Annotated in this window: 18 protein-coding genes and 1 rRNA gene; 12 read left to right on the forward strand and 7 right to left on the reverse strand. The window is 56.8% G+C overall.

Annotated features, from left to right (window positions below; genetic code table 11):
• Positions 1 to 99 (forward strand): 5S ribosomal RNA (rrf, locus tag FDK21_RS18995); the annotation flags it as partial.
• 79 nt (positions 100 to 178) lie between these two features.
• Here the strand turns inward: rrf and modC are convergent.
• The 3 genes from modC to modA are packed head-to-tail and all read right to left on the reverse strand — an operon-like array spanning position 179 to position 2,783.
• The gene (gene modC / locus FDK21_RS19000; RefSeq protein WP_138150475.1) at positions 179 to 1,252 is read right to left on the reverse strand and encodes a molybdenum ABC transporter ATP-binding protein; all 1,074 of its coding nucleotides are present in this window, start codon (positions 1,250 to 1,252) and stop codon (positions 179 to 181) included.
• Positions 1,249 to 1,944 (reverse strand): molybdate ABC transporter permease subunit, encoded by a 696-nt coding sequence (gene modB, locus FDK21_RS19005; protein ID WP_210238847.1) that lies wholly within the window; start codon positions 1,942 to 1,944, stop codon positions 1,249 to 1,251. Before modB ends, modC begins: the two co-directional genes overlap by 4 nt.
• A gap of 44 nt (positions 1,945 to 1,988) precedes the next feature.
• Entirely contained in the window at positions 1,989 to 2,783 is a 795-nt protein-coding gene (gene modA / locus FDK21_RS19010) for a molybdate ABC transporter substrate-binding protein (RefSeq protein WP_171022159.1), read from the reverse strand.
• A gap of 446 nt (positions 2,784 to 3,229) precedes the next feature.
• On the opposite strand from modA, the gene FDK21_RS19015 reads away from it, so the two are divergent.
• From FDK21_RS19015 to FDK21_RS19050, 8 genes are all read left to right on the forward strand, one after another.
• The gene (locus tag FDK21_RS19015) at positions 3,230 to 4,015 is read left to right on the forward strand and encodes a hypothetical protein (protein ID WP_114010486.1); all 786 of its coding nucleotides are present in this window, start codon (positions 3,230 to 3,232) and stop codon (positions 4,013 to 4,015) included.
• Between the two features lie 132 nt (positions 4,016 to 4,147).
• Positions 4,148 to 4,981: an S-formylglutathione hydrolase gene (fghA, locus tag FDK21_RS19020; RefSeq protein ID WP_138150477.1), complete on the forward strand. Its 834-nt coding sequence runs from the start codon at positions 4,148 to 4,150 to the stop codon at positions 4,979 to 4,981.
• Positions 4,982 to 5,293: 312 nt separating this feature from the next.
• Complete coding sequence (locus FDK21_RS19025) at positions 5,294 to 6,550, forward strand: uracil-xanthine permease family protein (RefSeq protein WP_114010488.1); 1,257 nt, start codon at positions 5,294 to 5,296, stop codon at positions 6,548 to 6,550.
• A gap of 138 nt (positions 6,551 to 6,688) precedes the next feature.
• On the forward strand, positions 6,689 to 8,452 hold the full coding sequence (locus FDK21_RS19030) for an ATP-binding protein (RefSeq protein ID WP_138150478.1): 1,764 nt from the start codon (positions 6,689 to 6,691) through the stop codon (positions 8,450 to 8,452).
• A gap of 65 nt (positions 8,453 to 8,517) precedes the next feature.
• A complete protein-coding gene (locus FDK21_RS19035) occupies positions 8,518 to 9,861 on the forward strand; it encodes a sigma-54 dependent transcriptional regulator (protein ID WP_114010828.1) in 1,344 nt (447 codons plus the stop codon).
• A 258-nt stretch (positions 9,862 to 10,119) separates the two neighbouring features.
• Positions 10,120 to 11,115 (forward strand): TRAP transporter substrate-binding protein, encoded by a 996-nt coding sequence (locus FDK21_RS19040; protein WP_138150479.1) that lies wholly within the window; start codon positions 10,120 to 10,122, stop codon positions 11,113 to 11,115.
• 207 nt (positions 11,116 to 11,322) lie between these two features.
• Positions 11,323 to 11,919, forward strand: a complete 597-nt coding sequence (locus tag FDK21_RS19045; RefSeq protein WP_114010830.1) for a TRAP transporter small permease — start codon at positions 11,323 to 11,325, stop codon at positions 11,917 to 11,919.
• Positions 11,920 to 11,930: 11 nt separating this feature from the next.
• Complete coding sequence (locus FDK21_RS19050; protein WP_138150480.1) at positions 11,931 to 13,331, forward strand: TRAP transporter large permease subunit; 1,401 nt, start codon at positions 11,931 to 11,933, stop codon at positions 13,329 to 13,331.
• 70 nt (positions 13,332 to 13,401) lie between these two features.
• Here the strand turns inward: FDK21_RS19050 and FDK21_RS19055 are convergent, their stop codons facing one another.
• A complete protein-coding gene (locus FDK21_RS19055; protein WP_246657628.1) occupies positions 13,402 to 14,520 on the reverse strand; it encodes a citrate synthase/methylcitrate synthase in 1,119 nt (372 codons plus the stop codon).
• A 112-nt stretch (positions 14,521 to 14,632) separates the two neighbouring features.
• Between FDK21_RS19055 and FDK21_RS19060 the strand changes: the two genes are divergently transcribed.
• The gene (locus FDK21_RS19060; protein ID WP_171022160.1) at positions 14,633 to 15,811 is read left to right on the forward strand and encodes a citrate synthase family protein; all 1,179 of its coding nucleotides are present in this window, start codon (positions 14,633 to 14,635) and stop codon (positions 15,809 to 15,811) included.
• A gap of 11 nt (positions 15,812 to 15,822) precedes the next feature.
• Here FDK21_RS19060 and FDK21_RS19065 read toward each other — a convergent pair whose 3' ends face one another.
• Positions 15,823 to 18,894 (reverse strand): aminotransferase class III-fold pyridoxal phosphate-dependent enzyme, encoded by a 3,072-nt coding sequence (locus tag FDK21_RS19065; RefSeq protein WP_138150483.1) that lies wholly within the window; start codon positions 18,892 to 18,894, stop codon positions 15,823 to 15,825.
• Positions 18,895 to 19,031: 137 nt separating this feature from the next.
• Positions 19,032 to 20,213, reverse strand: a complete 1,182-nt coding sequence (locus FDK21_RS19070; protein WP_138150484.1) for a pyridoxal phosphate-dependent aminotransferase — start codon at positions 20,211 to 20,213, stop codon at positions 19,032 to 19,034.
• A 271-nt stretch (positions 20,214 to 20,484) separates the two neighbouring features.
• On the opposite strand from FDK21_RS19070, the gene FDK21_RS19075 reads away from it, so the two are divergent.
• Together FDK21_RS19075 and FDK21_RS19080 are read left to right on the forward strand one after the other, a co-directional pair.
• A complete protein-coding gene (locus FDK21_RS19075) occupies positions 20,485 to 21,303 on the forward strand; it encodes a creatininase family protein (RefSeq protein WP_210238848.1) in 819 nt (272 codons plus the stop codon).
• 5 nt (positions 21,304 to 21,308) lie between these two features.
• Positions 21,309 to 23,561: a heavy metal translocating P-type ATPase gene (locus FDK21_RS19080; protein WP_138150485.1), complete on the forward strand. Its 2,253-nt coding sequence runs from the start codon at positions 21,309 to 21,311 to the stop codon at positions 23,559 to 23,561.
• Positions 23,562 to 23,608: 47 nt separating this feature from the next.
• Here FDK21_RS19080 and FDK21_RS19085 read toward each other — a convergent pair whose 3' ends face one another.
• Positions 23,609 to 24,670 (reverse strand): Glu/Leu/Phe/Val dehydrogenase dimerization domain-containing protein, encoded by a 1,062-nt coding sequence (locus tag FDK21_RS19085; protein ID WP_138150486.1) that lies wholly within the window; start codon positions 24,668 to 24,670, stop codon positions 23,609 to 23,611.
• Between the last annotated feature and the right edge of the window lie 73 nt (positions 24,671 to 24,743).

The raw sequence follows: 24,743 nt of genomic DNA on the forward strand, positions 1-24,743 counted from the left end.
AGGCTCCCAGACCCGATCCCATCCCGAACTCGGAAGTCAAACGCCTCCGCGCCAATGGTACTTCGTCTTAAGACGCGGGAGAGTAGGTCGCCGCCAGGCCTGTTAAAAGCAAATCATAAAAAACCCCGGTGTTCACCAGACACCGGGGTTTTTTGATTCTTAATATATAATACATAAATCATAGTAGCTGTACGCTTTTAAGCACCGCATAAAGGCTCATGCCTTCTTGCAAGTTCAAGCGGTCCCAAGACTTGGTGGTGATCTGCGACAGAAAAATTTGGCGGTTGAGACGAAGCTGAACATCGACATGCATTTGGTCGGATTGTTTATGGTCCTGAATTGTCACTGGCAGAATGTTGTTTGCGCTGATGTCGGTTGGGCTGTTTTTTGACAACATGACATCACGGGATTTGATCCGGATTCTCACCATGGAACCGAGGGGCTTGTCCAATTGCGGCACATAGATCTTGTTGCCTTCCAGATTGATAAGCGACATGCCCTGGGCAGGTAAATGGGCCTTGACGATACCGTTCAGGGTGCTTGCCGCGTCGAACTGCCCCGTTAATGCCAATAGGTCTATGCGCGATGTAATGTCGTAGACAGATCCTTGGGCTGCCAATTTGCCGTCCTTCAACAATATCACATCATCGGCCAATCTGGAGACCTCGTCCATTGAATGCGTGACCAGCAGTATCGGAATTTTGCTGTCAGCCTTGATAGTCTCGAGATGGCAGAGAATGTCGTGTTGCCGACGATGATCCAAAGCGGACAGAGGCTCGTCAAGCAGCAAAAGATCTGGCTGTCTGAGCAAAGCGCGTCCAATCGCGACCCGTTGTTTTTCGCCGCCAGACAGCTTTGAAGGAAAACGGTCGAGTAAGTGCTCGATGTCGAGCATGGCGATTACGTCTTCAATCTCGGTGTGGCTGGGTCTGGGGAACGTGCGCTTGGCGCCAAACAACAAATTTTGCTTGATGGTCTTGTGAGGAAAGAGACGGGCGTCCTGAAAGACATAGCCAATGCGGCGTTTGTAAGATGGAATATTGATACGGTCGCGCGTAGAGAAAAGGACCCGATTGTTGAGGCTGATATGTCCGCTCAGGGGTGTTTCGAGACCAGCAATCATGTTGATCGTCAGGGACTTTCCAGCACCCGAAGGGCCAAACAGGGCCGTTACACCCTTGTCCGATTGTGAAAAGCTCAGATCCAGTTCGAATGTTCCAAATGCGTGATGCAAGGCGATATCAAGGCTCATCGGTTCAAATGCCTCTTGATGCGGCGGTTGGCTATTTCCGATAAAACCAGACCTGAAAATGCGAGTGCGATGGAAAGGGTAACCAGTCTTGCCGCTATCGTTTCACCTCCGGGGGTCTGAATGGCGGTGTAGATGGCAAGTGGCAGCGTCCTTGTCTCACCCGGTATGTTGGAAACAAAGGTAATGATGGCTCCAAACTCACCCAGACTGGCGGCAAAGGCCGTGATGGCGCCAGCGATAATGCCCGGCATGGCGAGGGGTAGGGTAATCGATGTGAAATGATCGATCGGTCCCGCGCCAAGCGTTTTGGCAGCGGCTATCAGGCCGGGGTCAATTGCTTCCATCGCCAATCGGATCGCACGCACCTGAAAGGGAAAGGTTACGATGCCTGCAGCCAGTGCCGCTCCGGTCCAGCTGAACACAAACTTGATGCCAAAAGTGTCCTGGAGGAAAGCGCCCAGAGGTGCGCGGGTGCCAAGGGTAACCAACAACAGATAGCCCATAACAACGGGGGGCAGGATCAATGGCAAATGGGTGATTCCATCGACAATGATCTTGCCGGGAAATCCGGGGCGAGACAGCAAGGTAGCGGTCATGATCGCCAAGGGCAAGGCGCAGCAGACAGCGGTTGCTGAAATCTTGAAGCTCAGGATTAATGCTTCTGCTTCTGCGGTGGTGATCAGATCCATCATCGGCTGCCTTTGCCTGGTTGATGCCTTTGCCTCAACGCGTCGTCCTACTTTTCTGTTGCGGTCGAGAATCCATAGCGCCGGAATATTGCCATGCCCTCAGTGCCTGACAAAAAGGAAAGCAATTGCTCTGCGGCGGTGGAGTGGCTGTTTGTGGTCTTTGCAAAGACATAGCGGATTGGAGGCCCAGTTCTTTCAAAGACATAGAGGATCTGCAGATCCTCTATGTCGACCATATCACTTTTATAGACAATGGCGAGCGGAACTTCCCGGCGTGATACCAAAGCCACGGCTGCCCGAACATTGTCTGTGCGTGCTATGCGTCTGGATGTTGCTTGCCATAGGCCCAACGCCTCTAGCGCCTGCTTTCCATAGATCCCAGCGGGCACATGGTCGGGATCTCCCATGGCGATCAGACCGTCCTTTCCAAGTCGAGAAAACAAATGCCTTTCGCTGAGATGGGGGAGAGACTTCTGTCCGTTTCCAAATGGTCCGACGAGTACAAGGTCGTTGGACAAGGAGCGGCTCTGGTGTTGCGGATCGAGCAGGCCACGATCGAGCAGATAGTCAGCCCATGCTTCGTTGGCCGAGAGAAACAGATCGGCATCGGCTCCTGCCTCGATTTGCCGGGCAAGGGTCGATGAGCCCGCAAAGGACAGACGGATAGCAATGCCGGTTTGCTGTTCGAAGCGTTTGGCCGCTTCACCAACCGCGTTGGTGAGGCTGGCTGCTGCGAAAACTGTCAGCCTGTTCTCGTCGGCACGGGTGGGAATGGCCAGCATTGCAAGGCTGGTCGACAGGAGAACGAGGAGCCGAGGGAAATGGAAAAGGGCACGCAACACTGGATTGGTCCTTAACGATCTGGTTTGTCGGCAGGCCGACATTTCATCTGTGATGTCCCATTGTGCATATTCCAGACCAGCTTTGAAGCGTCTGAATGGGGTTGCTCGGTAGATGGGCGGGATAGAGGCTCGACTCGACTGTTTTTGGACAAAGTTGAGAAGTACAACCAGAAGGTTTTGTTAACCATAATGGGTCCGAAAACCCCATATTTTTCAATGTTATTCATCGTGGGGATTGCCAAAGAAACAAAACAGGGTGACACTTTACCCTCCACGGATAGGGGGAGCGGTGGCCTTCCTGAGGTGCGTTTCGCGCATCGATCCGGATCAGTGACGGGTATGGAGTTGCAGATCCTAGTCGGATCCTCTTCTCCGACCAATGGGGTTAATCCAGGATCAGGCGGCTTGCAGTTGGCGGGGCGCTTGAGGATCCAGAGGGTGAAGCAATGAAGACGATGCAATTTTTCGCAACAAGCGCTCAGATCTTGCGTTTGGTCGTGGTCGCCTCGATGATGACGCTTGTCAGCGTCGTTGGAGGCAAGGCAGCAGGTGACACGCCATTCTTTACAGGGGTTTGGGAATTGCGTGATGCGAATGGTGTACGGCCACTGGTCATGAGTGACTGGCTGATTTTCGACAAGAAACTACCGAATACTTGGCTTTATATGCGCTCGGATTCTGTGCCGGGTGTCCGTTATACCTTCCATGCGCGCCGCGTTTCAGTGAATGGATTGTCTGCGGCGTTGGTGGAAGTGGCCCGCGTTGACGATCAAAAGATGCTTTACCGCATGAGCGCCAATGGCACCGTCATTGAGCAGGGTGAAGCCCATCGCCTCAGCGTGCCCAATGCCGACAAATCCTGCCTCGCGGTGGATACGGAAATGAAGGATCTGCTTGGCAGCTGGGTGTTGGCCAGTGACAAGAAGAAACGCATGAAGCTCAGTGAAACCGAGCTGGAGTTGGCGGGCAAGAAGCAGACGATCTCGATGCAGTCTCTGCGCACCGGTCAAGTTGGCCTGTCCGTTGGCGGGACGCCTTTTGCTCTGTTCACCGATGCGGGGGGCGATTATGGGGTTCTGCAGATCCTGCCGCAAGGCACGCCTTCTTTTTCCGGCGGACCAATCGGGCAGCATGTCACCTTTGCGCAGGAAATTGTCGTAAGGCGCGCCAAAGGCCGGTGTGATGCGGCGATTGCCGGACGCCTGAAGCTGCTGGGTAAAAAACGCAAATAGCCATCATAAGACTTGCATGACAACGGGTAGCCTGCTTGATTGGGCTCTTCGCGATTGGCCCGTTGTCATCGAACAGACAGATCTTGCTCATAAGATTGGCGGCCAGAGACAATCAAGCAGGGAGATTTTGCCATGGAGCAAGTTTTTAGCACCAAATGCTTCGGCGGTGAGCAGCGCGTCTATAAACATAAATCCAAGGCAACTGGAACCGACATGGAATTTGCGGTCTTTCTGCCGCGTGCGGCTTTGGACGGCTTTGTTTGCCCGAGCTTGGTTTATCTCTCTGGACTCACCTGTACATGGGAAAATGTCACGACCAAGGGCTTGCCGCAGATGCATGCGGCCAAGCATGGCATGATTTTCATCGCACCCGATACCAGCCCACGGGGCGAGGCTGTGGCCAATGATGATGGCTATGATCTGGGACAGGCCGCCAGCTTTTATCTTGATGCAACACAAGAGCCATGGGCTCCGCATTTCCAGATGGAAAGCTATCTGACGGACGAGTTGCCTGATCTGTTGATTGATGCCTTGCCCGTTGATGAAGATGCAATTGGTATCACTGGCCACTCGATGGGAGGGCACGGAGCGCTGACACTGGCCTTGCGCCATCCCGATCTGTTCCATTCCGTCTCAGCCTTTGCCCCGATCACCAATCCTGTTGATTGTCCATGGGGGCAGAAAGCCTTCAATGCCTATCTCGGCCCGGATGAGAGCCAGTGGGCGCAGCATGATGCTTGTGCGCTGATCAAGGAACAAGGATGGGATGGTGACATTCTGATCGATCAGGGTCTGGCGGATGACTTTATGTCCAGCCAGCTCAAGCCCTGGGCCTTTGAAGCTGCCTGCCGGGAGGCGGGCATCGACCTCACGTTGCGCTTGCAGGGTGGCTATGACCATTCCTATTATTTCATTGCCAGCTTCTTGGCCGATCACTTTGCCTGGCACGCGGATCGTCTTGAATAGGGTCGCTTTCTGCTAGGAAAATTTTCCGCAATCACGCAAGTTAGCCGGACTTTTGTCCGGCTAAGTAATTCCACTTGGAACTTGATTGATCGAGTTTACTTGTGCGCATTTTGGTGTCGTGAGCTTTAAGATGCCCTCTTTTCCAGATCAAGTTATCCTCAGTTTGCTGATAAAAGACTAGGGCGTGCTTTTTCATCTCCCTTCCGATTATAGAATCAGGCAGACGTTAGTCCCGATCCACACTATCCTGACATCAACTTGATCAGCCGCGCCTGCGCTGGATCCCGCTCGGTTGGTCTTAGGAGATATAACATGTCCGAAGGCTCTACTTCGGCTGACAATTCTGCCCAAATGGGGGTCGGTCGCCAAATCATTCTCGGTGCACAAATGCTGTTCGTGGCATTTGGATCTCTGGTTCTCGTGCCCATTCTTACCGGCCTTAATGCGTCGGTCGCTTTGTTCACGGCCGGGGCCGGTACGCTGCTGTTCCAATTGGTGACCAAGCGTCAGGTGCCTGTTTTCCTCGCCTCTTCCTTCGCCTTCATTGCGCCGATCATATTCGGTGTGAATACCTGGGGCGTGGCTGGCACCATGTCTGGCTTGATCGCTGCCGGACTGGTTTACGTCGCCTTGTCTTTCCTTGTGCGCTATCAGGGCCAGAAAATCATCGACCGAATCCTGCCGCCGGTTGTTGTTGGCCCGGTGATTATGGTCATCGGCTTGTCGCTGGCCCCCGTCGCAGTCAATATGGCACAGGGCAAGTCGGGGGATGGTGCCATTCAGCTTGCACCCATGACCCAGTCGATTATCGTCGCTCTGGTGGCGATTGTTGTCACCATGCTGGTGACGTTGAAGGGTCGCGGCATGTTTCGTTTGTTGCCGATTCTGTGCGGTATTCTGGCGGGTTATGCCACGAGCTTCGCTTTCGGTCTGGTCAGTTTTGATGCCGTCTCACAGGCACCACTCTTTGCCGTGCCTTCCTTCACCTTCCCGGAATTCAATCTGGAAGCCATCCTGTTCATCCTGCCGGTGGCGATCGCGCCTGCGATCGAGCATATCGGTGATGTGGCAGCCATCTCCAACGTTGCCAAGAAGGATTTTCTGGTCCGTCCGGGTTTGAAAAACACCCTGCTGGGGGATGGGCTGGCAACAAGCTTTGCGGCCTTTTTGGGTGGGCCACCAAACACCACCTATTCTGAGGTGACCGGCGCGGTTGCGCTGACCAAGGCCTTCAATCCTGTGATCATGACCTATGCCGCCATCTGGGCGATTGTCTTCTCCTTCTCTGGGACGCTCGGAGCGGTGCTCAGCACCATTCCAGTGCCGGTGATGGGTGGCATTCTGGTCATTCTGTTCGGGGCCATTGCAGTGGTTGGTGTTTCCACCCTGCTCAAGGTGGGCGATGCCCTGACCGAACCGCGCAATTTGATCATTGCTTCGGTTGTGTTGGTGGTCGGCATTGGCGGAATGGAAGTGGGCTATGGTGATTTTCAGATCAAGGGAATTGGTCTGTCCGCTGTGGTTGCCATTTTGCTCAATGCCATTTTGCCTCGGGCGCATGCCGACTAAAGTGCCTTTTTCAAACCAGTCACGTTCAAGGCCCGCCCCAGTTGCGGGCCTTTTCTTTTTGCGTCGTCTACGCTTTTGCCCTTATATGCGACTGAGGCTTGATAACAGCAATTCGAACGACGACGGACTTTTGCTTTCATGGTGCAATCCATTCAACGGCCGGCAGTGCTGGTACGGCAACATCGCAAGGTGCTGGCGTGGCTTGCCTTTGGGTTGACCTTGCTGGTTGTTGTCGCAACGGTGCTTAGCTATCGCGGCGCGCTGCTGAACAGTCAGGCCAATGCAACGGCCCGGCTGACGTTGCAGTTGGAGGGGCTGGTCAATGCGCTCGACAAATATCGTCTGCTGACGCCACTGCTGGCGCGCCGGCCCGATCTGCTGACGATTTTTTCCAGCACGCATGATGACGATGATATGGAGACGGCCCTGCAAGGGATGGCGCGGATCGGCGGCATGAGCGATGCGGTTGATATTCGTCTGACCTTTTTGAACGGGTTGCAGCTTTCTACATTCTCCTCGCGGCAGGAAGGCGAAGTCTCCAGCGACCCTGAAATTCTTAAGCGGCCCGACATTGTGCAGGCGCTTGAGGGGCGGCTCGGTCGCTGGTTGAGGCATGGCTCGGAGGGGCGGATCTATGTCTTTTCCTTTGCTGCCCGGATCGATGGTCAGATTGCCGGGGTGGTGTCGGTGCATGTGGATCTGAGTGGTACGGAACAGATATGGGCCTTATCACCCCAGCCCATATTGGCAACCAAACAGGGGCGGGTCCTGCTCACCAACCAAACTGCGTGGCTGAATGCCCAGATGGATGGTCATACAGACCATGCCCACCCCTGGACACTGGAAAAACGGCCAAGTCTGTTCGGGCCGTTGCTGATCGATGTGCGCAGCCGCAATGGTGCCCATGATGTGGCGGGTGACTATGTGGCGGCCAGACGCACCGAACATGTGCTGGGCTGGACCTTCTATGCGCTTGAACCTTTGCGCCGACCGGTGATGACAGCGGCCACTGCTTTGGTCATTTCGAGTTTGATTTCCGGTTTGGTGCTGGGGGCCTTGTCGGTGGAGTTCAATCGCCAGCAAATGCAGTTGCGCCAGAGGCGTAAGGATCTGGCAACCAGTCAATGGCTCGAGCGCCGGGTGCGGGACCGGACACGGGAATTGCGCCAGACGCAGGAAGGGCTGATCCATTCAGCCAAGCTTGCAGCCATCGGTCAGATGTCGATGGTGTTAAGCCATGAATATAATCAGCCGCTATCGGCCATTCGCTCCTATGCGGACAATGCGCAGTTGCTGTTTTCGGCCGGGCGGTATGCACAAGGGCAGGACAATCTTTCGCGCATTGGCAAACTGGTCGATCGTTTGGCCAATCTGTCGAAAACCCTCAAGACCTTCGCCCGCAAGCCCGGCGTCGACCTGAAGTCGGTGTCGGTTGATCTGGTCCTCGACGAGAGTGTGATGCTGATGCAGCCACAAGCCCGCAAGGTCGGGGCGACCCTTGAGGTGGTGCGCGAGGCAAGCCAGTTGCTGGTGACTGCCGGACATACGCGGCTGGAACAGGTGTTGATCAATCTGATTGCCAATGCGCTTGATGCCATCGCTGAGCAGGATTCAGAGACGCGCGGTGCCGCTGGGCGGGTGAGAATCCGGGTCGCCCGTGATGGCGACAATGGGATCATCGAGATCAGTGACAATGGGCCGGGGATCGAACCCGCCTTGCGAGCCGAGATTTTCGAGCCATTCGTCACCAGCAAGGGCCATGGGGTCGGGTTGGGGCTGGGCCTGCCAATCGCCAGCAATCTGGTAAGCGGATTTGGAGGCTCCCTGTCGCTGGTCGATCCGGCCGACGATGAGATGAAAACCACCTTCCGCATCACGCTGCCGTTGGCGAACGATGGATAACAGAGACGAAACTGAGCTGAACACGCACCCGGATGCTGGGGTGTGGCTGGGGGAATGAGGACAAGATGACGAGCCAAACGAAGATTTTGCTGGCCGAGGATGAAGAAGAGGTCCGCTTTGCCCTCAAGCAGGGGCTGGAATTGGCTGGCTATGAGGTCATTGAGTTTGACAGTCGCGAGGGGATCCTTGAAACCATCTCGCGTCATCTGGAAGGCATCCTGATTTCGGATATCCGGCTGGGGTCCGACGATGGCCTTGACTTGATGCAGCATGTGCACGAGCTGGATGATGCCTTTCCGGTGATCCTGATCACGGGGCATGGGGATGTGCCGCTGGCGGTGGAAGCGATGCGGCGTGGTGCTTATGACTTTATTGAAAAGCCCTTTCCCATGGCGGTTCTGGTTGGGGTGGTTATGCGGGCGGCTGAAAAGCGCCGGTTGGTGCTGGAAAACCGGGCTCTGCGACAGGAACTGGCCGAAGAGAGCAAGTTAGAGGGGCGGCTGGTTGGCCAGTCCCTTGCCATGCAGCGTCTCAGATCGGATATTCTGGCATTGTCCGATACGGATGCGGACATCCTGATCAAGGGGGAAACCGGATCCGGCAAGGAAATGGTGGCACGCGCCCTGCATGAAGAGGGGCGGCGCTCGGGTGCGCCGTTTGTGGCGCTCAATTGCGGCGGTTTGCCTGCGGATATCATCGAATCCGAATTGTTCGGTCATGTGCAGGGGGCGTTTACCGGCGCCTCATCAAAGCGGGTGGGCAAGCTGCAATATGCCAATGGCGGGACGGTGTTTCTTGATGAAATCGAGACCATGCCAATGGAATTGCAGGTCAAGCTGCTGCGTGTCATCGAAGAACGCGCTGTAGAACCCTTGGGCACCAACGAGCTGATCGCGCTTGATATCCGTTTCATTGCTGCCACCAAGACCGATCTGGAAGAAGCCGGACGGCAGGGGAGCTTCAGACCTGATCTCTTCTATCGGTTGAATGTTGTCACCCTCCATATCCCGCCCTTGCGTGACAGAAAGGAAGACATTCCGGACCTGTTCAATTTTCTCGCCCGGGGTGCCCGCTCGCGCTATCGCAAGGATATCCCGGACCTGACCCGTAGCTTGCTCGACCGGCTGATGGCGTATGATTGGCCGGGCAATGTGCGCGAGTTGCGTAATGCAGCGGATCGGTTTGTGCTCGGTCTGTCGATGGGGCTGGCGGATGGTCAGGGCGGAGAACGTGACGACGCAGTCCAGAGTGTGACGGCAACCTTGGCGGAACGTGTCGGGGCTTATGAGCGGCAATTGATTGCCGAGGCGCTAAAAGAGCAGGGAGGATGCCGGACGAAAACGGCCGAAAGTCTCGGGCTTGGCCGCAAGACGCTGTATGACAAACTGAAGAAATATGACCTGGAATAGGATCGGATGAGGGAGCGATCCTGCATCCAAATGTGTGTGGGAATCGATACAGACTGGAGGGGATGTGTAACGAAATCCACACAGATTGCAGGGTGTGTTGCGCGAGCTGTGCAATTCAATTGGGTCTGATATGCACTATATTCAAGGCTTTGCTGGAAAATTCATCGACTTTGCATCTTTTGGCACGGGCGTTGCAAACAAGAGATCATTCGCAAAATGGGCAAAAGCCCTGAAATGACTCTCTGGGAGGAGACCCCGATGAAGAAACTTGTTCTGGCCGCAGCCTCGGCTGCGCTGATGCTCGGCACTGCAGCTGCGTCTGCCAATTGTGATGACGGTGAGATGGTCATCAAATTCAGCCATGTGACCGCTGCGACTGGCCATCCAAAGGGTGAAGCCGCCTCGCTTCTGGCCGAACGCGTCAATGCCGAAATGAACGGCAAGGCCTGCATGGAAGTGTTCCCGAACTCGCAGCTATTCAATGACAACAAGGTGCTCGAAGCCCTGCTGCTCGGCGATGTTCAGCTGGCAGCGCCTTCGCTTGCCAAGTTCGAGAAATATACCAAGAAATTCCGCCTGTTCGATCTGCCCTTCCTGTTCAAGGATATGGGGGCGGTTGATCGTTTCCAGACCTCTGACAATGGTCAGGCCATGCTCGACTCCATGCAGCGCAAGGGCTTGCAGGGATTGTCCTACTGGCACAATGGCATCAAGCATTTCTCGGCCAACAAGCCTTTGATCAAACCGGCTGATGCATCTGGCCTGAAATTCCGCGTGCAAACCTCCGAAGTGGCCGCCGCAATGATTGAGGCACTGGGTGCCAACCCGCAAAAGCTGGCATTTGCCGAGGTTTATGGCGCCTTGCAGACCGGTGTTGTCGATGGTCAGGAGAATACCTGGTCCAACATCTACACCAAGAAATTCTTCGAAGTGCAGGACGGTGTGACCGAAACCAACCATCAGGTGCTGGACTATCTGGTCGTCACCTCCACCGAATGGTGGGATGGTCTGGATCCGGAGATCCGCACTCAGCTGAAGACCATCATGGATGAAGTGGCCGCTGAGCGGAACGCTCTGTCGACCGAGATCAACGCGCAGAACCGCGCCAAGATTCTCGAAGCTGGCGGCGTGATCCGTGAGCTTGATGCGTCCCAGCGTCAAGCCTGGGTGGATGTGATGAAACCCGTTTGGGACCAGTTCAAGGACGATATCGGTCAGGATCTGATCGATGCGGCTCTGGCTGCCAACAACTAAGCAATCCGCTTGATTGCACTAGGGAGAGGGCGGTCTGCTGCCTTCTCCCGACCAGAAGCGTTCGATGCGTGTCTGTTCGAGCGGATGCCGAGGTGGTTGCTTGTGTGCAAGGGATAAGCCCGCACCGACCGACCGCATGGCTTCCCTTCCTTCAGCGTCGTTGAACAACAAGAAAACACCCTGCAAAGACAGGGCATGGGGGCGGGTATGGAACGACTGTCTCGCATCATCACGAAATTCGAGGAAACGGTCATTTCGCTGCTATTGGCAGGGATGGTGCTGCTGACCTTCTCGCAGGTGATTGCACGTTATATTTTTAATTCCGGCTGGGGGGCTGCGCTGGAAGCCACCACGCTGATGTATGCCTGGATGATCCTGTTTGGGGCATCCTATGGCATCAAGATTGGTGCCCATCTGGGAGTGGATGCCTTGATTGCGCTGCTGCCCAATCGCCTGTTTCGGGTTGCTGCGGTTCTTGGTGCCCTGACCGGCGTTGTCTATGCTCTGATGCTGCTGGACGGGTCGATGACCTATATCGGCAAGATGTACAAATTCAACATCGGCATGGAAGATCTGCATTTTCCGGACTGGTTTGCCAATGGTGTGGCCCCGGCCATCGGGTTGGAAATCTATGACAATGAAGTGCCGCGCTGGTTGGCCTATTCGATCCTGCCGATCGGTCTTGCCTTGTTTGCCCTGCGCTGTTTGCAGGCGGCATGGGCGATCGTGGTTGGCGATCGCAAGATGATTATTGCGAGCCATGAGGCAGAAGACCTCGTCGCAGAAAACAAGAACAAGGCTTAAGGGGCACGGGCATGGAAACTTTCTTTCTTTTCTGCATGGTGCTCGGCCTGTTGCTGTTTGGTGCGCCGATCTCCATTTCGCTGGGGCTGTCCAGCGTCGTTTATATCCACTTTTTCTCCGATGACAGTCTGTCATCAATGGCTCAAAAGCTGTTTGAAGCGACCGAGCATTATACCTTGTTGGCGATCCCATTCTTCATTCTGGCCTCCAGTTTCATGGCGACCGGTGGCGTCGCCAAACGCATCATCCGGTTTGCCATTGCGGTGGTCGGACCTTTTCCCGGTGGCCTTGCGATGGCGGGGGTGTTTGCCTGCATGCTGTTTGCTGCCCTTTCAGGGTCTTCGCCCGCAACTGTGGTGGCGATTGGGACGATCGTCATTGCCGGCATGAAGGATGTCGGCTATCCGAAAGAATTTGCCGCTGGCATCATCGCCAATGCGGGCACGCTCGGAATTCTTATTCCGCCTTCCATCGTGATGGTGGTCTATGCGGCGGCGACTGATGTGTCGGTGGGGCGGATGTTCCTTGCCGGGATCATTCCCGGTCTGTTGGCCGGCTCCATGCTGATGCTTGGCATCTATATCGTCGCCAAGCGGAAAAATTATCCGCGTCAGCCTTGGAAAGGCATCGGCGAGCTGGCGTCCGCTGCGGGCGATTCCGCTTTTGGCCTGTTCCTCATCGTCATCATTCTGGGCGGCATCTATGGCGGGGTCTTCACGCCGACCGAAGCAGCGGCGGTGGCGGCGGTCTATGCGGCTTTTATCGCTCTGTTTGTCTATCGTGATATGGGGCCATTGCGCGAGGTGTCCTGGCGGCGGCCAAGCGAGGGATTCGTCGAGGCGGCGATCCGCAACCTTTACCTCACAGTGACCCGCTTCCCGCTCGCTTTGGTGCATGAAGACACGCAGAAGGTGATGACCAACTCGGCCAAGACGACCATCATGCTGATGTTCATCATCGCCAACGCTCTTTTGTTTGCCCATGTGCTGACGACCGAGCGGATCCCGCAGCAGATTACCGATCTGATGATCGGGGCGGGCTTCAACTGGTTCACCTTCCTGTTGGCAGTCAATTTGTTGCTGCTGATCGGAGGCCAGTTCATGGAGCCGTCTGGTCTGTTGCTGATCGTTGCGCCGGTGGTGTTCCCGATTGCCATCGAGCTGGGTGTCGATCCGATCCATCTGGGCATCATTATGGTGGTGAATATGGAGATCGGCATGATCACGCCGCCCATCGGGCTCAATCTGTTCGTCACCTCGGGCATCACCGGCATGTCGTTGGTGCAGGTGGTTCGGGCCGCCTTGCCATGGGTCGGCATTTTGATGATTTTCCTGATCTTGGTGACCTATATTCCATGGATCTCGACGGCCATACCGACCGCCTTGATGGGACCGGAAACCATCACGCGCTAACCATCAACAAAGAAGAAGAAGCGTCCCCGCACCTGATAAAGCCGCATCCACTGGATGCGGCTTTTTTCTATCAGGCAGGGGTCGGGCCGACATAAAGGGATTGTGGTCGGATCAGCTTGTTGCTGGCAGTCTGTTCCATGACATGGGCGGTCCAGCCTGCTGTTCTGCCAACGGCGAAGAGGGGCGTGAACAAGCTGCGATCAATGCCGATGCTGTCGAGAAGGATCGCGGTGTAAAATTCAACATTGGTGTCGAGGGTGCGGTCTGGCTTGTGTTTCTTGAGGGCCTTGAGGGCGGCTTTCTCGATGGCCATGGCATGAATGATCTTGTCTGAATGGCTCGCCATTTTGGCCAGACCTTCTTTCAGGATGTCGGCTCTGGGGTCGCGTACCCGATAAACGCGATGGCCAAAGCCCATCAGGCGGCGGCCTGCTGCCAGCTCTTTGGCGATCCAAGCATCCGCTTTGTCCGGTTTGCCAATGGCTTCGATCATGTCAAGCACGGGGCCGGGTGCGCCCCCATGCAAGGGGCCTTTCAACGCGCCGATGGCACCTGAAATGGCCGAGCGCATGTCCGATTGCGTTGAGGCAATCACCCGCGCCGTGAAGGTCGAGGCATTCAGGCCATGATCGCAAATCGTCACCAGATAGCGATCAAGGCTTTCGACTTCATGGCTGCCGGGGGATGCGTCATGCAGCATGGCGAGGATGCTTTCCGCAAAGCTGTGCTGCGGATTGGGGGATACCAGCGTCATTCCCTGCTTGGCGCGGAAGCCGTTCGCCAGAAAGACCGGCATGGCCGCGAGGATCGCCACCGGTTCCGATGTGGAGTTGTTGATCGGAAGGGCATCGAGACAGGCCCGCATCCATTCAATTACTTCAAGATTTGGGGCCAGTGGAGCCAGCTGATGCACGACTTTCATCGCCTGAAGACTGGCTGCTGCCAATTGATCCCGGATGCTGGTGACGGGTTCTTTGGTAAAGCCCGACCAGAGGTCAACGACGACATCTTCAAACGGGATACGCCCCGCCACGTCCTCCATGCGTCGGCCACGCAGGATGAGCTCTCCGGCGGCACCATCCACATGGCTGAGGGTTGTTTCTGCGACCACGACATCATCGAGGCCGGGGGACATATGGTGTTTGGGCAGGGAGTTTGACAGGGCAGATGAGCGCATAACCTTGTTCATTGGAAATCCTTTCTCGTGTTTGTATCTGCCCCTAGACTTGACGATCCAATCATCATTGATCAATCTTGATTCAAACAATCAATATATCACGACTTTGGTAGGGAGCGTGGCCATGGCGGCCCTTTACATGACGGCGAAAGAAGCGGCGGCGGAATTGGGTGTACGGGTTGAAACGCTCTATTCCTATGTTTCTCGCGGGTTTATCCGGTCACAGGCGGGACCGGGGCGGTCCAGACTCTATGCATCGGATGATGTGCGGGCGATGCGGATGCGCAATGGAGACGCAGTGCCGACCATGGGACCCGAGGTGCGCGACAGCGGCGATATCATCCGGTCAAGCTTGACTTACATTGACGAGGCCGGGCCGCATTATTGTGGCCGATCAGCTATCGAGCTGGCGCAGCATGGCACATTGGAGGCGACGGCCACCCTTTTGTGGGACTGTGGTGCGGTCAATCCCTTCAATCGCGAAAAACCGCGTCGTCCGATTGCCTCTGCGCCCGCTGCCTTGCGTCCTGTCGAGCGGGCGATGGTGATGTTGTCCGCGTGGCCGTTGGTCGACCGGTCCGCCTATGCGCTGCATCCCTCCATTCTCTGGGCTCATGGGGTGGATCTTTGTCGTCTGGTTGCCTCGGAGTTGGTCAATGTCCCGCCCGATGCAATTCCGATTGCAGACCTGATTGCCAAAGGCTGGGGCGTTGACGGGGCGACGGACAGACGGTTGATCAGTATGGCTTTGGTGTTGTCTGCAGATCATGAACTGAATTCGAGCGCCTATGCCGTGCGGGTGGCTGCGTCCACCGGGGCGCCTTTGCATGCGGCCATCGTTGCGGGCATGGGGGCATTTTTGGGGCCCAAACACGGAGCTGCCAGCGAGCGGGTGGATCACTGGTTTGAAGGCATGGTGCGAGAGGCCGATCCGGCCTTGGCGCTTGAGAAGCAATTGATGCGGGCAGAGGACCTGCCCGGCTTTGGCCATCTTCTTTATACGAATACGGATCCGCGAGGCAAATGCCTGATGGACGCCATACGGGCGGCACACCCTGATCATTCGGACGTCCTTCTGGCAGATCAGGTGATTGATCAGGCCCGGACCCTGTTTGGCATTGCGCCGAATATCGATTTCTCACTTGCGCTGATGAAACGGGTTTTGAAGTTGCCAGAAGGGGCCGGGATGGTGCTGTTTTGTGCCGGACGCATGGTCGGCTGGATCGGGCATGCGCTGGAGCAATTTAAGAGTGGCGCGCAGATCCGTCCGCGCGCTCTCTATGTGGGTCCCAAGGGTATATAAGGCGGATTGACTCAGAGCGTGGCGAAGGCCCGGTCCAGCTTTTCGATCACCTCGTCGATATGTTCGGCCTTGATGCAGATCGGCGGCTTGATCTTGAGTACATTGTCAAACGGGCCGTCGGTGGAGAGCAGCACGGCTTCCTTTTTCATGAAGTTGATGATGCGGCCTGCTTTCTCGGTGGCGGGTTCCAAGCTTTCGCGATCCTCGACCAGCTCGGCCCCGATATAGAGGCCGCGGCCACGGACATCGCCGATCAACGGATATTTGTCTGCCAAGGCCTTTAGGCCCTGTTGGAAATAGGTCCCCATTTTGAGGGCATTGTCTTGCAGGCCTTCCTGTTCGATGACATCCAGCACCGCCATGCCGACGGCGCAGGAAACCGGGTTGCCACCAAAGGAATTGAAATATTCCATGCCATTGGCAAAGGCGCGGGCAATTTCTGGAGTGGTGACCACAGCGGCCATCGGGTGGCCGTTGCCGATTGGCTTGCCCATGGTGACGATGTCCGGGGTGACCTTTTGATATTCAAAGCCCCACATATGCTCACCATCACGGCCAAAGCCGATCTGCACTTCGTCGGCAATGCAAAGACCACCGGCAGCGCGGACCTGATCATAGGCATGGGCGAGATAGCCGTCTGGCAGCACCACCTGACCGCCGCAGCCAAGCATAGATTCGGCGATGAAGCCTGCCGGTCCCTGATGACCTTTGGTTTGAATCGCGGCAATGCATTCCCCGACATCTTGCGCATAGGCTTGGCCGCTGTCGCTGCCATAGCCTTTGAAGCGGCCGCGATAGGGGTCGGGCATTTCGGCGATTTGGGTGTTGGGCGGGCAGCCTGCGCCGCCATTGCGGTCAAATTTGTAGGGGCTGACGGCGACATTGGCCGCCGTGTTGCCATGATAGCCCCAGTTTACGCAGATCATGTCGCTGTTGCCAGATACAGTGCGGGCCATCCGCATGGCCAACTCATTGGCCTCGCTGCCTGAGCAGGTGAGATAAACCACCGAAAGCGGGTCGGGCAGGGTGGCTGCGAGCCGCTCGGCATAATCCAAAATCGTGTCGTGCAGATAGCGGGTGTTGGTGTTCAGCCTGCGGGCCTGCTTTTCCAGCGCTTCGACCACATGAGGGTGGCAATGGCCGACATGGCAGATATTGTTGACCAGATCGAGATACTCCCGACCTGTTTGGTCAATCAGAAACTGCCCCTTGCCGCCGACAATCTTCAAAGGCTGTTTGTAGGACAGGCTGAGGGATGGGCCGATGGCGTGATCGCGGCGGGCTTTGAGGTCGCTGACGCTGGTGGCGTCGGTCTCAAAGGCGGCGGGGTGGAAATCGACGATCAGGTTTGGATCCGGGCAGATGTCGCCCCAGACATCCATCCGGTTGGGCTCGCCGACACCATAAAAATCCCCGGTTTCGCCGAGCAGATCGAGGATAATCTGGAAATGCAAATGGGGTGCCCAGCCGACATTGACCGAGGCGTCGCCAATATAGCCAATTGGATCGCCTGCCTTCACCAGTTGGCCGGGGGAGAGCAAATCGAGCGTTGCCAGCGACAGGTGACCATAGAGGGTGAAGAAATGGCTGCCCGTGTCGCCTGCCTGATGTTTGAGGATCACGGTGGGGCCGTAATTCTGGTATTCGGCATTGTTGACCACTGAGACCACTTCGCCATCAAGCGGGGCAAAGATCGGGGTGTCGACGTCGATGAAGACATCAAAGCCCAGATGGGTGCTGCGCCAGCCTGACCCCTCGCGGCTCTTAAAGGCATCGGTGCGGTAGCAATCGCGGTCTTCGGCATAAAGCCCGATGGCATAGGTCGCTTCGGTTTCAGTCATTTTTTGCTGGATGAAGGCCCAATGGGCGTTGCCATCGGACAGCAGCTCCAAGCCTTCTGCGCCCTTGGCGTAAGACACCAAGATGCGGGCTTCGCGTTTGAGGGGCCGGGCAAAGATCGGGGCGAATGAGCCTTGATTGGCCTTCAGCCATGGCAGGACCTTGTCGCCATTGGCGGTGGCGCATTTGCCTGCTGCCTTGCGCCATGCGGCGGCAACAAAGCGCAGATTAAGCCGATCAAGGCGGGCGAGCAGATCAAAGGCGGGTTTCTGGCTAATGGTCAGATAGGCATTGTCCGGGTAGCTCGCCGCGCGGTGGGAGCTGATGCAGACCGACATGACCAGCCGCATCGCCATTTGCATCGGCAGGACGGCCATCTCAAGGTCTGTGAGGGGACATTCGGCGCAATAGGCGGCGACAATATCGCTGCCATCGCTGATCAGATCATCGCTCTCCATCAAGGCATAGGCCAAGGTGACGGCCAGCTCGTTGACCCGGCGGGAGTAAACCATGTCGCCGAAATCGATCAGGCCAATGGTGCCTCTTTTCTCATCGACAATCAGGTTGAGATCGTTGGCGTCGTGATGGATGATCGCGCCGGGCAGGCGAGCGAATAATGGCTTGGAGATGATGTCATAAAGCGCAAAGAAGCGGGCGACCATCACCCGGTTGGCTTCATCGGCAATGTCGGGAATGAAGGCGCGGCAGGCGTCGACATTGTCGAGATTCCACAGAAAGTCAGGCTGATGGGCGGCGGGATGGCCAAAGCCCTGAAGTGCGCGGGTGAGGCGGCCCATGGTCTGTCCCAGTGCGTGGCGTAGCTTTTTGGTCTTTTCACAATCGGCAAAGGTCACGCCATCGAGATAGGAAACGGTCCGCATCCAGTTGCCACCATCCGCTTCTGACAATTGAATGAGGCTGTCGCCGGTCTTGCTGCACAGGATCTGTGGCAGGGCGAGGGACGGATCAACTGCCTGCAAGTGTTTGAGGGCTGCGATTTGCAGATCGAGCAGGGCCTTGTCTTCGCCCTTGTTGGCGATCTTGACCGTGTAGCGCCGATCCTTGCCGGTTGCCTCGTCTTTCTCGTCAAGGCGCATATTCTGGTCCCGCTCGCTGACCAGTTGTTTGAGGCTGCCGGTTTTGCCGTAATGTTCTTCGAGTAGGGCAAGCAGGTGCTCTTGGCTGAGATTCGGTGGCGGGATGTCAAAGGCAGACGAGGCGGAAGGGGCAGAAGGCTGGCTCATGATGATGGTCTTTTTGGCTTGAAAGGCGATCGCTGGATGAATTGTATCCAATATTCAATGAAAGGCACGCGACCGCAAGACAGGGAATGTGATTTTGCCCATTCCTTGTTCTCATGCGGTCGGGAGCGATGGCGATGCTATTTCGGCGCGTTGGCCTCGAGAAAATCCCCCATGCGGTCAATGGCGTTGAGGATGTTGTTCAGGCTGTTGGCATAGGAAAGGCGGATATAGCCCTCCCCATGGACGCCAAAATCAGGCCCGCCAATGGTCGCAACCCCTGCTTCTTCCAGCAGCCGTGAGGACAGGTCCTTGGCCTTGAAACCCGTCGCCTTGATGTTGGGGAAGGCATAAAAGGCACCCTTTGGTGTGATGCAAGAGACATTGGGCAGGTCGTTGAGGGCCTCAACCACTGCTTTGCGCCGAATGTCAAACTCGTCCATCATGTAATCGACTGCTCCTTGCGGGCCTGTGAGGGCGGCAATGCCGGCAAACTGGGCGGCGCTGTTGACGCAGGAATAGGAATTGACTGCCAGCTTACGGGCATCATCCAAGATCTGTTCTGGCCAAACGGAAAAGCCCAGCCGCCAGCCGGTCATGGCGTAGGTCTTTGACCAGCCGGAAAGAAGGATCAATCGGTCGGCCAGCTGGGGATAGCTGGTCAGGCTCTGATGGGTGAGGTCATCAAAGGTCATGCGCGAATAGATCTCGTCGGACATGATGGCCACGTCGGGCCATTGCGCCAGTCCCTTGACCAGTTTGTCGATTTCGGCCTTCGGGGTGACGCCGCCGGTCGGGTTGGATGGACTGTTGACGATGATCAGACGGGTTTGCGGCGTGATCAGGGAGAGCAACTCGTCTGCCGAGAAGGCAAAGCCATTTTCCTCCCTAAGGGGCACAGGCACCGGGCGGGCACCGGTGAATTCGATCATCGAGCGATAAATCGGGAAGCCGGGATCGGGATAGAGAATGTCCGCCCCGGGCTGGCCGAACATGGTGATGGCCATATACATGGTCACCTTGCCACCGGGCATGATCATGATCCGGTCCGGGGCTATGTCGGCTCCGTGGCGCAGTTTGAGATCGTCAGCCACCGCTTCGCGCAGGGCCGGTATGCCATTGGCCGGGGTGTAGCCATGCTCGCCGGCTTCCAATGCCTTGACTGCCGCGCGGACGATGTGATTCGGGGTTTTGAAATCTGGCTGGCCGATGCCCAGATTGATGATGTCGCGTCCTTGCGCGGCCAGCTGGTTGGCGCGGGCGAGGACGGCAAAGGCATTTTCGTCGCCCAGATTGGCGAAATTGGCGATGGGGTGAAGCATGATTGGCCTCCCTTGGCGATCTTGTTGGTTGGCGATACGATAGGCGCAGAATGGGCTTGGGTAAAGTGACTAAGGGCTTGTGTGGAGGGAAGTATGGGATTGCTTTGCAAGGTGAATTGATGTCGGAAAAGACCGTCAGATCTTGAATCCTTCGAAATCCGCCTTACCATTAAGGGGACGCACCACTCTGGTGCGCCTCGCCCGAATGCACTCGCTCTCTGCCCTCTTTGTCTGTCGCACGCTGTTTCGTGCCTTGTAGGAAGGTCATGACATGATCAAATGTCCCATGATCAAACGTCTGTGGCGCGATATGAGCCGCGACGAGATTGCTGCTTTATCTGTGCGTGATCCGATTGCCGTGTTGCCGATTGCCGCGATTGAACAGCATGGGCCACATTTGCCCACGGGCACCGACGCGCTGCTGGCGGAAGGCTATGTCGAGCGCTGCATCGAACGGATGGATGAGGGTCTGCCGCTGGTCTTTCTTCCTGTCCAACAGGTGGGCTGGTCCGAGGAACATCTCGATGCGGTCGGCACCGTTACCTCGAGTTGGAAAACACTTCTGCCGCTCTGGACCGATATTGCCCTGTCGGTCAAGCGGGCCGGGATCCATCGTCTGTTGGTGATCAACAGCCATGGGGGCAATGTCCCCTTGATGGATATTCTCATCCAGGATCTGCGGGTGCATCATGGCATGCAGGCCTCGGCCACCAACTGGCTGCGCTTTGGCTATCCCGATGGGATGTTTACAGCGGATGAAATTGCCTATGGCATTCATGGAGGGGAAGTGGAAACGGCCTTGATGCTGGCCATGCGCCCCGATCTGGTGCAGATGGACAAGGCGGCGATGTTCTCTTCCGCACAACAGGCAAGGGCCGAACAGAATGACCATGCCCGTTTTTACGGTCGTAAACAGACCGGTTGGTTAGCCAGCGACCTCAATCCAAGAGGGGTGGTCGGTAATGCCGCCCTAGCGGCCCCTGAAGTGGGGCAGCAGCTGCTCGATCATCTGGTTGACGGCTTTCTGGCCTATGCGACGGAGCTTCAGCGTCTGCCGCTTCCTTCTCCTCTTTCAAACCCAGTCAGGTAATCTTCATGTCTGATCTTGCTGCAAAGTCCTCCGCTGACCTTTCCCAAGGTGCGGCAGGGGCGCAAACTTTCGTTTTTGACGTGACGGGCATGCATTGCGCGGCCTGTTCTTCACGGGTCGAAAGAGTGCTCAATGCCAAGGAAGGTATCTCCGCGACGGTCAATCTGGCGCTGGAGCGAGCAGATGTGGCCGTCAACGGCGACTTTGACGCGGACGCCATCAAGGGCTTTATTGAGAAGACCGGGTTTGGGGCCACCTTGCGCGAAGGCTCTCTTGCGGAGCGGCAGCAACAGGCAGAAAAGCTCGATGAGGCGCGGGCGGAAGAGGAAAAGCACTCTTTCTATCTGTTCCTTTTCTCTGCCGTGATGACGGTGCCTTTGGTCGCGCCGATGATCGGCATGGTGTTGGGGCAAGATTGGCATCTCAACCCCTATCTTCAGTTGGCTCTCGCCTTGCCGGTGCAGGTGATTGTTGGCGCGCGTTTTTATCGCGGCGCAATTGCGGCGTTGGCAAACAAGGCGGCCAACATGGATGTGTTGGTGGCGCTTGGCACTTCGGCGGCCTTTCTGTTCTCACTCTATCAGGTGGCCATGCTTGGGGCGCAATCGGCAGGGCATCTCTATTTTGAGGCCTCGGCGGCAATCCTGACGCTGATTGTCTTTGGCAAATGGCTGGAAGGCCGGGCCAGACGCTCGGCAGCGGATTCTTTGCGGGCCTTGATGGGGTTGCGGCCCCGCGAAGCACGGTTGATTTCCGCTGATGGCTCTGGCGACCAGATGGTGGCGATCGAGCAGGTCTCGGTTGAGGATCTGATCCGGGTGCTGCCCGGTGAAGTGGTGCCGGTCGATGGGCTGATCGAGCAAGGCGAGAGTGAGTTTGACGAGGCTCTGTTGTCGGGTGAAAGTGTGCCGGTGTTGCGCAAGAAGGGCGAGCGGGTGATTGCCGGGGCGGTCAACGGGGTTGGCTCGGTGGTGCTGAAAGTTGCGGCTTTGGGCGATGATACGGTGCTGGCGCGGATCATCCGGCTGGTGGATCAGGCCCAGACGGGCCGTGCCCGGATGCAAAATCTGGCGGACCGGATTTCCGCAATCTTTGTGCCGATTGTGGTGGGTCTGGCTCTGGCGACCTTCTTGGGCTGGTTGTTTGTGTCCGGCTCGTTTGAAAGCGCGCTGGTGGCGGCCGTGTCGGTGCTGGTGATTGCCTGCCCTTGTGCACTGGGGCTGGCAACACCAACGGCTCTGGTGGCTGGCACGGGGGCCGCGGCCAAGAATGGCATTCTGATCCGCGACATCGATGCGCTGGAACAGGCGGGCAAGGTCTCCCATGTGGTGTTTGACAAGACCGGCACCCTGACAGAAGGCAAGCCGAGCCTTGCACAGCAACGTTATTTCGTCGATGGACAAGACGCCGAGATCCTTGCGTCGGTGGCCGCCGTGCAGGCGGGCAGCGAGCATCCGCTGGCCAAGGCCTGTGTAACCGCTGCCGCCGACCAATCCCTGTCTCTGCCCCAATGCGAGGCCACCACGGCCCATGTGGGCGAAGGAGTGGAAGGGCTGGTGGATGGCGTGCGTTATCTGATTGGCACATTTGACTTTCTCAAGCGCCACGGGGTGACGCTGGATGGTGTCGAAACCGCAATGGCCGATATGGCTGCTGATGGCCTGTCCGTATCGGCGGTGGCCAAGGGGGACCAATTGGTCGCTTTGTTAGGGTTCCGCGATGAAGTGCGGCCCGAAGCCATCGAAGCGATCCGGCTGCTCAAGGACAAAGGCTTCAAGACCATGTTGCTGAGCGGAGACGCAGTGCAGACGGTTGCCCGTGTCGGCGATGCGCTTGGCCTTGATGACGTGCGTGGTGGCGTATCTCCGCAGCAGAAACTTGCAGTCCTGTCCGAGCTTCAGGATGCGGGTCATGCCGTGGCGATGATTGGCGACGGGCTCAATGATGCGCCTGCCTTGGCCAAGGCAGATCTAGGGATTGCCATGGGATCGGGTACGGATGTCGCCATCGGCGCTGCTGCCTTGACCTTGATGCGGGAAGATACGCGCCTTGTGGCTTCTGCCTTCGAGATTGCCCAGAAAACCTATCGCAAGATCTGGCAAAATCTCTTTTGGGCCTTTGTCTATAATGTGATCGGCATTCCATTGGCGGCTTTTGGCTTGCTCAATCCGGCCTTTGCCGGGGCGGCAATGGCCTTCAGTTCGGTGTCGGTGGTCAGCAATGCCCTGTTGCTGAGGCGCTGGCGCGCCGCCCATTGATGCATTGACTGCCGGATGGAGACCATCCGGCAGGATTGGTTTGGCTGTCAGCCCCTAAAACGCTGTTCAGCCATCCGGTCGGCGATCAGGGCGTTGGGCTCTCCGGTGCGTGTCGCTTCGGCAAAGATGGCAGAGAGGGTGTCTCCAATGGCCTCTGTGCGGCGCGTAACACTGGCGTGCGCGCTGGCGCTGACTGGTTCTGCCACGGCGATGACGCCGCCCGCATTGATGACATAATCCGGCGCATAGAGAATGCCGCGACTGGCGAGCAAGGCCCCGTCGGTGGTCTGTTCGAGCTGATTGTTGGCGGCTCCCGCCACGATCGCCGCCTGAATGTCCGGAATGGTGTGGCGATTGAGGCCTGCCCCCAGCGCACAAGGGGCAAAGATATCACACGGCACCCGATGGGCTTCTTCTGGCGATATGGTTGTGGCCCCAAAGGCATCGACGGCGCGGGTGAGGCTAGGCTCCCAGACGTCAGACACAATCAGCTTGGCCCCATCCCTGTGCAAATGCTCTGCCACGCGGAAGCCGACATTGCCCAGACCTTGCAGGGATACATGCTTGCCGGTCAGATCATCACGACCAAAGACATGACGAGCCGCAGCCTTGATGCCGCAATAGACCCCGAGCGCAGTGTAGGGACTGGGATCGCCAAGGCCTGCTTCGCTGGTGCCGCCGACATTGGGGGCAATGGTGGCCATCAGGTCTGCGTCGGCACTGGTGATGCCGACATCTTCTGCGGTCACATAGCGATCGGCCAGGCATTTAACGTGATGGGCAAAAGCCTTGAGCAGCGCGGGGCTCTTGTCCGTATGGGCATTGCCGATGATCACCGACTTGCCGCCACCATGGGGAAGACCCGCCAGCGCATTCTTGTAGGTCATGCCTTTGGACAGGCGCAGTGCATCGGTCAGGGCTTCGTCGGCATCGACATAGTCCCACATGCGGCAGCCGCCAATCGCCGGTCCGAGATGGGTGTTGTGCACGGCAATGATGGCTTTCAGACCGCTTTTGGCATCGCTGCAAAACAACACTTGCTCATGGTCGTGAAACTCGGGGTGATCAAATGTCGCAGACAGTTTGAAATTTTCTGGAATCAGGTTCATTTGTTCCTCTCAGATTGCATTTTTGGGTTTATTATTGACGATTTAAGAGAAATATGCGTCCTTTTATCCCTGT

Origin of the sequence: Cohaesibacter sp. CAU 1516, assembly GCF_005771485.1 — a bacterium.
GTDB classification, from domain to species: Bacteria; Pseudomonadota; Alphaproteobacteria; order Rhizobiales; family Cohaesibacteraceae; genus Cohaesibacter; species Cohaesibacter intestini.